This window comes from Thermoactinomyces intermedius (assembly GCF_013912365.1).
In the GTDB taxonomy this organism is placed as follows: Bacteria; Bacillota; Bacilli; order Thermoactinomycetales; family Thermoactinomycetaceae; genus Thermoactinomyces; species Thermoactinomyces intermedius.
Genome location: NZ_JACETT010000011.1, coordinates 14,747 through 29,006, shown reverse-complemented (window position 1 = coordinate 29,006; position 14,260 = coordinate 14,747). Strand labels below are relative to the sequence as shown.

General features: G+C 43.3%; 10 protein-coding genes and 2 pseudogenes. 9 read left to right on the top strand and 3 right to left on the bottom strand.

The genetic code is table 11. From position 1 onward, the window contains the following. Nucleotides 1–81: 81 nt before the first annotated feature. A pseudogene (locus tag H1R82_RS14580) lies at nucleotides 82–237 on the top strand (tyrosine-type recombinase/integrase); the annotation flags it as partial. A 166-nt stretch (nucleotides 238–403) separates the two neighbouring features. Here the strand turns inward: H1R82_RS14580 and H1R82_RS14575 are convergent. Further along, on the bottom strand, nucleotides 404–1,246 hold the full coding sequence (locus H1R82_RS14575; protein ID WP_232333965.1) for an HNH endonuclease: 843 nt from the start codon (nucleotides 1,244–1,246) through the stop codon (nucleotides 404–406). A gap of 189 nt (nucleotides 1,247–1,435) precedes the next feature. Here H1R82_RS14575 and H1R82_RS03390 point away from each other — a divergent pair, with 189 nt between their 5' ends. Genes H1R82_RS03390 through H1R82_RS03380 form a run of 3 tightly spaced genes read left to right on the top strand, consistent with a single transcriptional unit; the run spans nucleotide 1,436 to nucleotide 7,102 of the window. Beyond that, nucleotides 1,436–2,932, top strand: a complete 1,497-nt coding sequence (locus tag H1R82_RS03390) for a class I SAM-dependent DNA methyltransferase (protein ID WP_181732173.1) — start codon at nucleotides 1,436–1,438, stop codon at nucleotides 2,930–2,932. After that, nucleotides 2,922–4,175 (top strand): restriction endonuclease subunit S, encoded by a 1,254-nt coding sequence (locus H1R82_RS03385; protein WP_181732172.1) that lies wholly within the window; start codon nucleotides 2,922–2,924, stop codon nucleotides 4,173–4,175. The genes H1R82_RS03390 and H1R82_RS03385 overlap by 11 nt, the downstream gene beginning before the upstream one ends. After that, nucleotides 4,172–7,102 carry a type I restriction endonuclease subunit R gene (locus H1R82_RS03380; RefSeq protein ID WP_181732171.1) on the top strand — a complete coding sequence of 977 codons (2,931 nt, stop codon included), beginning with the start codon at nucleotides 4,172–4,174 and terminating at the stop codon, nucleotides 7,100–7,102. The genes H1R82_RS03385 and H1R82_RS03380 overlap by 4 nt, the downstream gene beginning before the upstream one ends. A gap of 24 nt (nucleotides 7,103–7,126) precedes the next feature. Here H1R82_RS03380 and H1R82_RS03375 read toward each other — a convergent pair whose 3' ends face one another. After that, nucleotides 7,127–7,855: a M48 family metallopeptidase gene (locus H1R82_RS03375; protein ID WP_181732170.1), complete on the bottom strand. Its 729-nt coding sequence runs from the start codon at nucleotides 7,853–7,855 to the stop codon at nucleotides 7,127–7,129. Between the two features lie 87 nt (nucleotides 7,856–7,942). Here H1R82_RS03375 and H1R82_RS14820 point away from each other — a divergent pair. From H1R82_RS14820 to H1R82_RS03360, 4 genes and pseudogenes are all read left to right on the top strand, one after another. Then, a pseudogene (locus H1R82_RS14820) lies at nucleotides 7,943–8,215 on the top strand (site-specific integrase); the annotation flags it as partial. A gap of 72 nt (nucleotides 8,216–8,287) precedes the next feature. Beyond that, the gene (locus tag H1R82_RS03370; protein WP_181732169.1) at nucleotides 8,288–8,563 is read left to right on the top strand and encodes a hypothetical protein; all 276 of its coding nucleotides are present in this window, start codon (nucleotides 8,288–8,290) and stop codon (nucleotides 8,561–8,563) included. Between the two features lie 1,088 nt (nucleotides 8,564–9,651). Then, nucleotides 9,652–10,404, top strand: a complete 753-nt coding sequence (locus H1R82_RS03365; RefSeq protein WP_181732186.1) for a DeoR/GlpR family DNA-binding transcription regulator — start codon at nucleotides 9,652–9,654, stop codon at nucleotides 10,402–10,404. 174 nt (nucleotides 10,405–10,578) lie between these two features. Next, entirely contained in the window at nucleotides 10,579–12,105 is a 1,527-nt protein-coding gene (locus H1R82_RS03360) for a glycoside hydrolase family 32 protein (protein WP_181732168.1), read from the top strand. Between the two features lie 398 nt (nucleotides 12,106–12,503). On the opposite strand, the gene H1R82_RS03355 is transcribed toward H1R82_RS03360, so the two are convergent. Beyond that, nucleotides 12,504–13,361 (bottom strand): tyrosine-type recombinase/integrase, encoded by an 858-nt coding sequence (locus H1R82_RS03355; RefSeq protein WP_220215028.1) that lies wholly within the window; start codon nucleotides 13,359–13,361, stop codon nucleotides 12,504–12,506. Between the two features lie 228 nt (nucleotides 13,362–13,589). Between H1R82_RS03355 and H1R82_RS03350 the strand changes: the two genes are divergently transcribed. After that, complete coding sequence (locus H1R82_RS03350; protein ID WP_181732166.1) at nucleotides 13,590–14,129, top strand: hypothetical protein; 540 nt, start codon at nucleotides 13,590–13,592, stop codon at nucleotides 14,127–14,129. Nucleotides 14,130–14,260 lie beyond the last annotated feature (131 nt).

The following is a 14,260-nucleotide window of genomic DNA, read 5'->3' as shown; positions in this document are numbered from 1 at the left end:
GTCAGCAAAATTCTGTAAAATTTCTCTCTCAGTTCAGTGAACTTGGATCATCGGAAAACAAAATCATTTTTTGCGGTTTTCTTTTTACACAATTTCTGGGACTTAATCGCGACGAACAACGATATCGAGAAAGTGCGGCGGCTCGCCGGCCATAACCACATCGCCACGACCTCGCGGTATTTAAAGGACAGCTACAGTGATTTAGCCGATGCGGTCGAGGAGTTGCCGAAATTCTAATGAATTTATTCCGGAAAGGGGAAACGATCAATGATGGATCAATTGAAAGTCATTGACGGGTATTTTGAAGAAATAGCGAAAAACGGTGTTTCATTTAGGGCGTCTAGCGAATCATAAGCTGACGCCCTAATAGATTTTTCGCTTTTCGGTGAAAGTTTTCAGTGAGTTACGCTAAAGATGAAAGACGTTCTCTAACACGTTTTTTTAATTTTTCTACATCAGCCTTTCGATCAAGTATATGCATCTTTCTATGACAGTTTGGACAAAGAGCGATGGTATTTTCGATGGTATCATCGCCGCCACGCGACAACCATTCAATATGATGGGTCTCTAAATAGGGGTTTCCATCCTTATCATTAAATGGTGCTGGCTGATCACTGATCACAAAGCTGACAAATGCCATTTGCCCATCTCTTGGCATATTCACTGACATAAGGGTTTCGCTCATATGCAGTTGTACTCGTTGAACGCTTAATAGCTTTTTATTAGTGTGTTTTGCCCTTGCTTTTAATTCTTCATCTGAGAGCTTTTTAGCTATCTTTTCTCTGTATCGATTTTTGCTTTCAATCCACTCTTGTGGGATTTCGATTGGTTGCGTATTTTCCTTTAATTTTAATGGAAAAATCCAAACTAATCTTAGGTTATTTTCTATATCTAATTGTTGATCTTGGTACGGTTGATCAGCTAGCTCAACTTGTCCCATGAACACATATTCATTTTCTCGGAATACTTCAAAAAGATAGAGGTCTACTCCATTGGTAGTTGATTCTGCCAATGTTTTGTTTTGTTGGAAGTCTAATTTCTGATCTCCTACTCTCCCCATTCCAGTATAATGAAACACATCGCCTTCCCATCGATCTTCGTACAAAGCCTTTGTGTGGTCTGATATCAATACAAGGGAATTCGTTCTTTTCGAACGTCTCATTCCACCTTGAGGTGCACATTGGAAGATGGAAACAATCTCATCATTCCTTAATATTTGCCCTGGAACCAATTCATCGATTGTCATGGCTAATGGTATTCCTCCATTTGTTTTTATTCATCGATTGTATAATAATCTATTAACTTAAATTTCTAAAGAGTAAAAATCAAAATTTTATTCCAGTTGCACTCAAGTTTCTGAAAAGAAATGACAAACTCTTGTATCATCTTTAAAATAAAATTAGACCATATAACCAAACATTCCAGGAGGTACACAATGGAAAATACGAAGCAAAAACTGACGTTGCAACAACTAGAGTCTCATTTATGGGAATCTGCCAATATACTACGGGGGTCAATCGATAGCTCCGATTATAAAAACTACATATTCGGTCTATTGTTTTTGAAACGACTAAATGACGTGTTCGTCGAAACTGCGGAGCGCATCGAGCGCGAAGAAGGAGAAGACTACGGATGGTACGACCGCGACGAGCACCAATTTTTTGTGCCGGAACGAGCGCGCTGGTCGTATATCACCTCTCTTACCCAAGACATCGGTGCAGCAATCAATAAGGCATTCGAAGAACTAGAGGAAGAAAACCCAGCACTAGAAGGCGTTCTCGCAAGTATTGACTTTAACGACAAAGAAAAATTACCAGATAAACTATTGCTTCAATTACTTCAACACTTCAGCAAAATCGACTTGCGCAACGAAAACTTATCCGATCCGGACATTCTCGGACGCGCTTACGAATACCTCATTAAACAATTCGCTGATGACGCAGGGAAAAAAGGTGGCGAGTTCTACACTCCTTCCCAAGTTGTTCGTCTAATCGTCAAACTCATTAGACCAGAAGAAGGGATGCGTATATGCGATCCGACGGTCGGAAGCGCGGGAATGCTTATTCAAGCTGTTGACTACATCAAGGAAAAGGGAGGCAACCCTCGCAACCTCACACTACATGGACAAGAAAAGAACTTAAACACATGGGCCATTGCAAAAATGAACTTGCTTTTGCATGGCTTAAGCGATCATCGCATTGAAAAAGGCGATACGATCCGCGAACCGAAATTGCTGGATGAAAACGGAGAATTGCTTTTATATGATCGAGTCATCGCCAATCCGCCATTTTCCTTGAAAAACTGGGGGCGTGAAGAAGCCGAAGCCGATCCATATGGCCGTTTCCGATTCGGTTTACCACCAAAAAACGCAGGTGATTTGGCGTTTGTCCAACACATGATTGCGACCCTCAATCACCGGGGAATTGCTGGAGTCGTCATGCCACACGGCGTTTTATTCCGTGGAGGAGCAGAAGGGAAAATTCGCCAAGGTATTCTTGAAAAAGACTTGTTAGAAGCAGTAATCGGCCTACCAGCTAACTTGTTCTATGGAACGGGTATTCCAGCATGCATCCTTATCTTCAATCGAAACAAAGCACCAGAACGAAAAAGACATGTACTATTTATTGACGCGTCGCGTGACTATCAAGAAGGAAAGAACCAAAATGTCCTTCGCGATCAGGACATTGATAAGATCGTATCTGCCTTTGAAAAATGGGAAAACCAGGACAAATATTGTCGCGTCGTTTCTCTCGAAGAAATCAAAGAAAATGACTACAACTTAAACATCGCTCGATATGTCGACGCCACCGAAGAAGAAGAACAAATCGACATCGCTGTAGCTCTTCGCCAACTCCGTCAGCTAGAAAAAGAGCGGGAGGAAATCGAAAAAGTGATGTACGGGTATTTAAAGGAGTTGGGGTATGATGATTGAATGGAAAAGCTTTTTATTAGGGGATGTTATTGAATATGCTAATGGATCATCATTCCCTAATAGATTTCAGGGATTAAAACAAAAAAAATACGATTTTTATAAAGTAAGCGATATGAACAACCCGAAAAATTTTATGTATATGGTTGAAGCTGAAAATACAGTTGATGATGAAATTGTAGAAAAATTGAAGGCGAAAGTGCATCCAAAAGATACAGTCATATTTCCGAAAGTAGGAGCCGCTCTTCTAACAAACAAAAGAAGAATTCTCTCGAAACCATCCCTATTTGATAACAATATAATGGGAATTAAACCAAAAAAAGAACTATTACCTTTATATCTCTACTATTTTATGTTAACTATAGATTTTGCAAAATACGTTCAGTCAGGTGCTGTGCCCTCTATTAATAAAACAATTATAGATAATATACCTATCAATTTGCCATCTCTTCCCGAACAACGCAAAATCGCTGCCATCCTTTCATCTGTCGATGAGGCGATTGAAAAAACAGAAACCATCATCGAGCAAACAGAAAAAGTGAAAAAAGGACTGATGCAGCAACTCCTCACCAAAGGAATCGGGCATACGAAATTTAAAAAGACGGAAATTGGGGAGATTCCGGAGAAGTGGGAAGTTAAAAAAATCGGAGAAATAGCAAGTGTTGAATACGGTATTTCAGAGTCCGTGTCCTCTAACACTGATCCAAGCATTGGAATACCAATTCTCACAGGAGCAAACATTACATTAGACGGAACACTTGATTTATCAAAGTTAGTTTATATTGAGAAAAAACAACAAGAGAGATTCCAATTAAAGAAAGGGGATCTTCTCTTTAATTGGAGATCCGGAAGTCAACATCATGTTGGAAAAACAGCCATTTTTAATCTTGATGGAGACTATACTTATGCTTCATTTATCCTACGAATTCGACTAAATGAAGATTCACATAATGAATTCTACTATTACCTTCTTAATTATTTGAAATCAATAGATTACTTTATCAAAAATACATCTATGCAAGTGAATTTCAAATTGAATGCTAGTTCTTTTAAAGAGTTACTGGTTGTAAAGCCAACGTTGGAAGAACAAATTAGGATTTCAAAAATTATCAGTAGTGTAGACAAAAAGATTCAAAAAGAGAAAAATAGACTAAATCAACTTCAAACCATCAAACAAGGTCTCATGCAAGTCCTCCTAACAGGCAAAGTCCGGGTGAAGGTAGATGACGAGGTGGTGTCGTCGTGAGTTACGAATGGGCAAAGGAACGGCCAGTTGAACATCGATTAATCAAGCAATTAGAAGGAATAGGATATACGTACATTCCAGGACATGATCTCGATTCAGAGCGCATGTCCCATCGGGATGTCGTGTTAGAGAAACGGTTAAAACAGGCGATCCAGCGCCTGAATCCATGGATTGACGACATCAACCTCCATAAAGTCGTGCGTATGGTGACGCATATCAACGCCGCGAGCGTCATAGAGGCTAACGAGAAGTTCTACGACATGGTCGTCAACTACGTGTCTATCCAGCAAGACCTTGGAAAAGGGAAGAAAAGTCAGACGGTCAAGCTAATTGACTTTGAAAATCCCGAAAACAACGAATTTCTAGTAGTGAACCAATTCAAAGTCAGTGGGCCGATGGACACGATCATTCCGGATGTCGTGTTGTTTGTGAATGGGCTTCCGCTTGTCGTCATTGAATGCAAAAGCCCGACGAAGCCGCATCCAATCAATGAGGCGGTTCAGCAGCTTCTTCGCTACCAACAAGAAGCAGAGCGTCTCTTCCACTATAACCATGTCGTCGTGGCGACGTGCAATGAACAAGCTAAATTCGGATCTATTGGCGCAAGACTACGACACTTTGGGGAATGGAAAGACCCGTATCCGCTCAAAATTAGCGATATTGGCGACAATCCGACTCGTCAAGATGTGCTGGTTGCGGGAATGTTCTCGAAGAAGAACCTGCTTGATATGATCCAAAACTTTGTCGTCTACGAGGCGGAAGGCGGACGCACGATTAAGAAAGTCTGCCGCTATCAGCAATTCCGCGCCGTGAACAAGGCAGTCGAACGGATTTTAACAGGAAAGACGCCGAAGGAACGGGGCGGCGTCGTATGGGCAACACAAGGATCAGGGAAAAGTTTGACGATGCTATATCTGTCCGTCAAGCTGCGACGTCTGAAAGAATTGCGTAACCCATCCATTGTCATCGTTACCGATCGTACCGATTTGGACGAGCAAATCACCAATACGTTCCGTCGCTGCGGTTTCCCGAATCCGCAACGCGCTGAAAGCGTCAAAGATTTGCGTGAATTGTTACGAACCGCAACAGGTGCGACCATCATGACGACAATCCAAAAATTCCAAGATCACGCTGACGATGGAGATGATTTGCTTTTAAATGACGCCGACAACATCTTTGTCCTCGTCGATGAGTCGCACCGCACCAATTATGGTGGACTGGCGATGAACATGAGAGCATCTCTTCCAAATGCGGTATACATTGGATTTACAGGGACACCAATTGACAAAGAAGACCGCAGCACAGTCCAAACATTTGGTACGTATATTGACACGTACACCATCCAGCAGGCTGTCGAGGACGGGGCGACAGTCCCGATCTATTACGAAAGCCGCCTGCCGGAATTATGGGTCGAGGGTGAGTCGCTGGACGCGATTTTTGATCGTGTCTTTCAAGACTATTCGAAAGAGGACAGGGAACGGATCAAGAAGAAATACGCGACAGAAGAGGCCATTATCGGGGCACCGCAACGCATCCGCCGGATCTGTCTTGACATCATTGAACATTACGAGAAACATATCGCACCAAATGGTTTCAAAGCACAAATTGTCGCGATTAACCGTGAAACAGCCGTGCTGTACAAAGAAATTCTTGACGAACTAAACGGACCGGAATCGGTAGTTATCATATCTCCTAACAACAACGATGATGAAAGACTCAAAAAATACCATCTAACCAAAGAACAGCAAAAACATTACATCGAACGCTTTAAAAAGCCACTACATGAAGACAAGCTGGCGTTCATCATCGTGTGTGACATGTTGTTAACGGGGTTTGACGCGCCAATTGAGCAAGTGATGTACCTCGATAAACCGCTAAAGGAACATAACTTGCTCCAGGCGATCGCGAGAACGAACCGGACCTACGACAAGAAGACATACGGCCTCATCGTCGACTATTACGGCGTGTCCGCGTTCCTTAAGCAGGCATTGGCCATTTTTAACCCGACGGATATCCAGGGGGCGCTGACGTCGATCCAGTCAGAGATACCGCGACTGCAGTCTCGACATCGTGCCGCCATGCGCTTTTTTGACGGCGTCAATCGCGACGACATTGAGGCGTGCATGAAAGTGTTAGAACCAGAAGACGTGAGACACGCCTTTGACCGGGCGTTTAAACGCTTCTCCGAAAGCATGGACATGATTATGCCGCATCCGGAGGCAAAACCGTATTACGAGGATCTGAAATTTTTAGGGAAAGTGCGCCAATACGCGCGCAACCGCTTCCGAGACGAGCAGATGGACATTTCCGACTGCGGTGAAAAAGTGAAGAAGTTCATTTACGACCATATTTACGCGACGGATATTAAGGCGCTTCATCGCCCTGTCAGCATCCTAGAAAAAAATTTCGATGCTCATGTGAAAAATTTATCTACTGACCAAGCGAAAGCGTCAGAAATGGAACACGCGATCCGTCACGAAATTCGAGTGAAAATCAACGAAAATCCGGTGTATTACACATCGCTGAAGGAACGACTCGAACAGTTAATTAAAGCGAGAAAAGAAAAACGGCTCAACGACGCCCAGCACGTATTTGAGTTAGAAAAATTGATCGAGGAGATGCGCGGACAATCTAAAACCATTGAAGAAGAAGGCCTGACGCCGCAATCCTATCCGATTTTTCAATTGCTGCAAAAGGAATGGACCGATCAAGAAGAAGAGAAAGAACGGCTAAAAGAAATCACCCAGATCATTGTGGAACATATCGAAGGCCTCGTCGTCATCGACTGGGTTGACAAAGAAGGCGTCAAACGCGAAATGCGTCAAAAAATCAAGCACCAGCTCCGGAAAAGCAAATGCCCGTCCGATAAAATCGAGGCGCTTGCTCAGCAAATCGTTGAACTGGCGGAAATCCATTACAAAAAATAACGCACCCTTCATGGGTGCTTTTTTCTATATCGTTAGCGTCGGACCGTTCACACGCAGCCATTCTTTACGTTCCTCATAATCCGGCAAAATCGAACGTACCAGATTCCAAAAATTTTTCGAATGATCCGCGTAACGCAGATGGGCTAATTCATGCACAATCACATAATCAACAACGCGCATTGGGGCCAGAAAAAGACGCCAATTCAAATAAATCGCTCCCTGTGGTGTGCACGTTCCCCAGCGAAACTTCTGCTCTTTTACCGCAAGCTTCGCCTTCGTTACCCCTAGACGCTGTGCATAACGTTTCACCCGTTCTTCCGCTTTCACCTGCGCCCGCTGGATATACCAAGATTTTAATGTTTCACGAATCATAGGCACATGCTCTATATCATCGGCTGATGTTGGCGTTTCAATATAAAATTTCCCTTGATGAAATAACACTTTTACCTTATCGATATCTTGATTTTGTTTCACCTTAATTCGATAATACCGCCCTAAATACGGTAATTTCTCTCCACTAACAAATTCTAACGGAGCCGGTGGTCGCTTAATCTTATTCAAAGAGTTCCACTTATCTAAAATCCACGTTGCCTTCTTACGCAAAACTCGGTTTATTTCTTCCAGAACTAGATGATCGGGAGCTACCACTGTAACCCCCTCCATCCACTCTACAACAATAGAAATATCTTCTTTCCCTTTCACCTGCTGCAATGTGTACTCAATAGCTGTCTTCCCAAACTGAAAGGTAGGCATAAAACACGTCCCCCAAAATATCAAGTGATACCCCTATTATACAAGCCAGTTATCCCCACTTTTTCACTGGATTTATCCCCCAAAATCCCACTGCATAAATACCGATGCGTCCATGTGATCATTTACCTTCGTACATACGCGTGTCTATGTGTTGAAGAAATTTCCAATTTGAAAATAACAGACCTGAATCTCGAGTTAAAACGAATTCGTATTGTAGACAAAATAATGAAAGTAGTACCTATCTCGGAAGATTTTATTAGCCGAACTAGAGGATTAGTTGAAGTTTCGAGTGGGAATGGCCAAAAAAAGAAACTTTATGTTGCAGCATCTCCATATGTCTTTTATAGTCAACGATCACCCTGGTGCATCTACCAAAAATAAAAGATTGATAGTAAATTTATATTTGAGGAATTGAATTAGAGGGGGGTATATATGTACCGTTTCTATATGCTGAAGCGAGATGGCGCCAAAGTCAGAGAGTGCGCAATTGCACGAGATCGAGCGGAAGCAGCCAAAGTGATGAGTGAATACTTCGTTGACGGTAATAAGATTGAGAAAGAAGAACTCGAAGAAGTAGAGATCATCGAAGTTGAAACTGATAGGGGAACGATCACTTGGGAGCAATACCAAGAACGGTTTGATGAAGCTCTGTACTGGGGCTACTACGATCCCGAAGCAGAGAGATGGAACCGAATCATCCAAGACTGAAGAGACAAGGGGGGAATCCCCTTGTTTTTTAAAACCAACAAAAGAGGATTTTAATCCACAACAAAGAATCTGGTGTTTACATTTTTTTCTATCTGTATGGCCGTTTTTGGAGTTATCTCGGACTTACCCCTAGTAGGGGAGAGGGCGGTTTTTGCATAAGGATTTATAACGTAACAAGATTGATGTTATGTAACGTTACATGCGCTTCACAAGCGAATCAGACTGTATACGATATACAGAGTAAATTTAGACCCTAGGGGATCACACCAGCATGTGACCTCCTAGTGGTATGCCAACGCCCTGGCGGGCCGACTCCGGGAAGTCTACCTGAGGGGCTTTCTCATTGCCAAGACGCTTTCGCGGCATAAAATCGGCTACAGCAAAAAAAGTCCCCTTCAAGTTTTCAAGGGGAGTGGAGATAGGTATAAAAGTGAAATTCCTTCATGTGGGCAACCACAGCGAATACCAACCCCCAAGCGGGCTTCAGTTATTTTATTCTTAGCTAAATCCAATGTGCCTATTCAACATGGCTTTCGGCAAAAGAAAAACCTGCTTTGGCAGGTTTTGTTCACAGTAGGGAAAGACCGGCTGCTATCATTCTTATACAAAGTTTTTGGTAGGTATGCTATTTTGTTGAGGCGTTTTCCAAGGGCAGCTCTAAATAACTTAAAACAGCTCGTGCTATTAACACGGGCTGAGAAACGAGGTAAGCATACAAGGGAGGTATGTAAAGATACAGGAACATCTTTTGGCCTTGATCTGTTGTTATCGTACAAAACACTAGCCATTTAAACAATCGACCAATGGATTAAATTTCTTTTAAGACGGCTATGTTGCTTTGTCCATGCAAGAAACGGAGGAGACAGCGTAGCGAAATACGTTGGATAGTCACAAAACAAAACAACTGTAACATTAGAGGGGCAAATATGAAAGATTTGTTGTAAGTAGCCACTTTTGTTGATCATCGGGATCACCCTACTGAATTGGCAAGGGGAGGGGAGTTGGCATATTTTGATCGAATTTTCTTGAAACGATCAAAAAAAATCATATATAATCAAAAATGAAAAGGGGTATATTTCAAAGTGTTTATGAAACGGCAGCAAAGCATCCTGAAATACGTAAATGAACATCAACTGGTATCTGTCGCCGAACTTAGTGAAGTATTTGAAGTATCTGAAGCAACAGTTCGTCGTGACCTCAAAGAGTTGGAGAAATTAGGCCTTCTTCACCGTACCCACGGTGGGGCGATGGCTAAGGAAGGGGTGGGATTCGAGCCAAGTTTCCACGAGAAAAAGGACCGATTCGCTAAAGAGAAACGAAGCATCGCCGAAAAAGCCGTGAACCTGATCCAAGAAGGCGAAACAATTCTCCTGGATACGGGAACCACGATGCATCAACTAGCTCGGTTGTTAAAACATTTTTTCCGGTTGACCGTGGTGACCAATTCCCATCACATCCTTCAGGAGTTGCAATCCTCAGAACACCTGGAACTGATCAGTACGGGAGGGACTATACGAAAGGAAACCCTTTCCCTGGTTGGTCCGGTTGCAGAACAAATGCTGGGGATGGTAAGGGTCGACAAAGCGTTTATAGGAACTAACGGTCTTCATCTCAAGGAGGGAGTGACCACACCTAATTTGTTAGAGGCCCAGGTAAAACGGGCCATGATCCAGTCTGCGAAAGAGGTGATCCTCCTATGTGATCATAGCAAAATAAATCAAATCGCTTTCGCCAAGGTCTGTTCACTGTCTTCCATCGACATCTTGATCACGGACAAGGGAATCCCTTCTGATGTGTTGGAGGGCATTCGAGAAAAAGGCGTAGACGTAATCTTGGCCTAATGAAGGCGTTAGGTAGTTTGTCACAATAACGACGTGATTTCTCGAAGACCCTGATCCGTTAAATGCAAGCGCTTTATATTACATCGTTGCCGGAATAGCCCGTCACCGCTGTTTCTCTAAAATAACCCCTTTTCCTTGATTTTCTGGAATCTAAAATAACCGAGGAGGATTTTTATGAGACCACTTTCCGTTTTGACTTTCCTTCTGATCGCTTCTTTATTACTGGTACCCTGGGGAACGAGTAAAGTACAAGCCGGGAACACAAATGAAACCTTGTATAACGAGCCATACCGTCCCCAGTATCATTTTTCTCCTCAGAAGAACTGGATGAATGATCCCAATGGGTTGGTCTACTACAAGGGCGAATACCACTTGTTTTATCAGTATAACCCTTACGGAAACAAATGGGGGCACTTGAGCTGGGGACATGCGGTTAGCAAAGATCTGATCCATTGGAAGCACTTACCCGTAGCATTAAAAGAAGATGATCTCGGGATGATCTTTTCCGGAAGCGTCGTGGTAGACAAGCATGACACCAGTGGTTTTTTCGATGGAAAATCCGGAATGGTAGCAATCTATACCAGCGCGGGAGAAACCCAACAACAAAGTATCGCCTACAGCAAAGACAATGGGAGGACATGGCATAAGTACAAAGGGAATCCCGTCATCCCCAATCCCGGCATTAAAGATTTCCGGGATCCCAAAGTGTTTTGGTACGATGAAACGGATCAATGGGTGATGGTTGTCGCGGCTGGTGATCGAGTTCAGTTTTATACCTCAAAGAACTTGAAGGACTGGACTTTTACAAGTGAATTCGGAGCTGACAGAGGAGCCCATGGTGGAGTTTGGGAATGTCCCGAACTGTTCGAGCTTCCGGTGAAAGGGAATCCGGGCGAAACTAAGTGGGTTCTGCAAGTGGATATCAACCCGGGGGCGGTGGCCGGTGGGTCTGGTGCCCAATACTTCGTCGGGGAGTTTGACGGAAAGAAGTTCACTACGGAACAAAAAGATGTCAAATGGGTGGATTACGGAAAAGACTTCTACGCCACTCAATCTTGGAACAACACTCCGGATCGTCGGATTTGGTTGGCTTGGATGAACAACTGGCAGTACGCACAGGACATCCCGACTTCTCCCTGGCGCAGTGCGATGTCGATCCCGCGGGAGGTGTCCCTGAAAAAAGAGGATGGAGAATATGTCTTGTTACAAGAACCTGTTCGTGAGTTGAGCCAACTTCGGAAAAATATCCATACATGGAAGAATCAATGGATCACACCCAAAACCAATCTATTGTCCGATATCAAGGGAGAAACCTTAGAGATTCAAGCGGAATTCCAGTTGGATACTGCAAAAGAGTTTGGTTTCAAGGTACGAAAAGGATCGGAAGAAGAAACAGTGATCGGTTACAATACGGATAATAAAACGCTTTTTGTTGATCGGACGAAGTCGGGACAAACGGATTTTAGCGAACATTTCCCCGGTGTCTATCAAGCCAAGATGGAACCGGAAAACAATACGGTCCAACTCCGTATCCTCGTGGACCGCTCGTCGGTAGAGGTGTTTGGAAACGATGGAGAAACCGTCTTGACCAATCGGATTTTCCCGAATCTCAAAAGCCAAGGCTTAGAGTTGTTCACTGAAGGTGGTAACGTGAAACTAAAAACATTGAAGATCTACCATCTAAAATCCACTTGGAAATAACCCCCCTCGGATTTTATGTATGATCTTGGGAGAACCACCTGGAAACGCTAACTGTGCTACAAACCGGTTCGAACCCGCACACTTTGTTGATCTGTAAAGGTAGTTACAAAACGCACGTTCCGAGAGGGGGTGAATTACCCCCTCCGATTTCCGATAAGCATCCAATATTGGAAGTAAAGGTGCACAATTATGCCCAACAAAAAAAGCAACATGCTTCTTGTGATCATCTCAAACGCTTTCATGTATCTTGGTTTGGTTTCAATTTCTGAACTGATAGCGGCTTCAGACCTGGCCGATGCGATCTATGCAGGCATTTGGATCATTGTTGGCTTTGGAATTGGTCTTCCACTGTTTATTTGGTTTGTGAGGCGAACCGGTTTTTCGTGTCACAGTATCTCTCATCCAAAAACTTTGGATACAGCTTCTTCTAACTCTCTTTCGGTTGGTTTAGCATATCTTCTGGTCACATTAATATCCGCGTGGCCCATCAGCTCGGCCACGGTGGCGATGTCAATGCCGTTGGCAACCAGTTCTCGGCCATAGGTGTGGCGGAGCATGTGAGGATGAATGCCGTATTTGGTGAGCATGTGTTGGACGCTCCGCTCGCTGATCCGCTTCTGATAGTTGGAGAGAAACAGTGGCGGCAAATCCAGTGTACCCTTCTCTTTGCGCTCCTCCATATATCGACGGAGATGGAAATGCGCCTCAACCGGCAGTGGGACACTTCGCGACACGCTCCCTTTCCCCTCGCGGACCAAGACGTTACCAGAGCGCTCACCCATTGTCACGTCTTCCTGATCCAGCGCGACCAACTCGGAGACGCGGAGGCCCGTGTAGAGCAACATGTATACAATGGCAATGTTCCGGAGATTGCCATCGCGTTCCACTTCCCGAAGTATTCGGTTCCGCTCATTCCGTCCCAGTGACTTGGGGGCAATATGTTGAATGCGTCGGACTTCTGGACGCCGGATACCCTCAACCAATGCCCCCTTACCCTGGAAGCGGAGAAAGGAAGAAATGCAGGCGAAATGGTTGTTGATCGTCGTCGGTTTTCGTCCGCTGCCCTCCATATCATGAATGTAAAGAGTGACATCGCGACGGGTTACATTATTTATGTCACCGCCTGATTCGGTGACATGGTTTTCAAAACAGCTGAGAATATTCCGATATGTTCGGATCGTTTTCGGACTGGCTCCCTGTTCCTGAAGATGATCGAGAAAAGCATCTATGAGTTTTACGCAACTTTTTTTCACCATTAGCCCTCCTGTTAAGCCTTGATTTTTCGTCCCGTGGTATATGTATAGTTGCGGAAAAAGTTAATTTTACGCAACTTTTTTTACTTTAAGAAAAAGAAGCTTTTTTTCAGCTCCTATCTCTAGATATTATAACAATCTGTAAGACTCAAAATCAACACTCACTCTCTTTACCTCATTGGAATGAAAATTCCCTCTCTTCGCAATAAAATAGAGTGGGAGGGGATTATGGTGTTTGAGAATATAAATTTGGAGCTGGCAAATCAATTTGCCAAAACCCGTTGGGAATTTGATAAATTTCAGTTTAATTATTTTTGTGATGCAGATCTTCATATGTATTCCATCGTTTATATCGTGGATAAAATAGGTTGGTTTAATAACGGAAGTAAAACAAGCCTTGAAGTAAGTGGTTATGTCTTTTACCAAGGGAAAATGTTGCGAAATCATAGATGCTTATTTACAAGACCATTTAAACTTGGTGATGATACAGCTGAACTTTTGGATATAAATCTAGGCATGCATGGAGAATACAACAGCAAAGGTATAGGTACAAACTGTATTCGAACATTAGAGATGGTCCTTCGAAGCTATGGAGTCAAGAACTTGAAAGCTTGTTTAGCTAGAATAGATTTTGATCGAAAAGAACAACTATATCGATTTTATTTGGAGAAAAACGGTTTTGAATTGATTCAAGACCTCACAACAGATCAAGAGGGATGGGTGCAGAAAAGTTTGGACGGAGAATGTCGAATCCAAGCCTATACCAAATAAGGACAGCAGAACAAATTGATGTTGTTCATGTCGAATGCGAAACCCACGGTCAATTGGGACAAATTCAACTTAAGATGTATTCAATATGCAAAAAGGAAATTTACCATATAACCTAGAAGTTATAAATACGT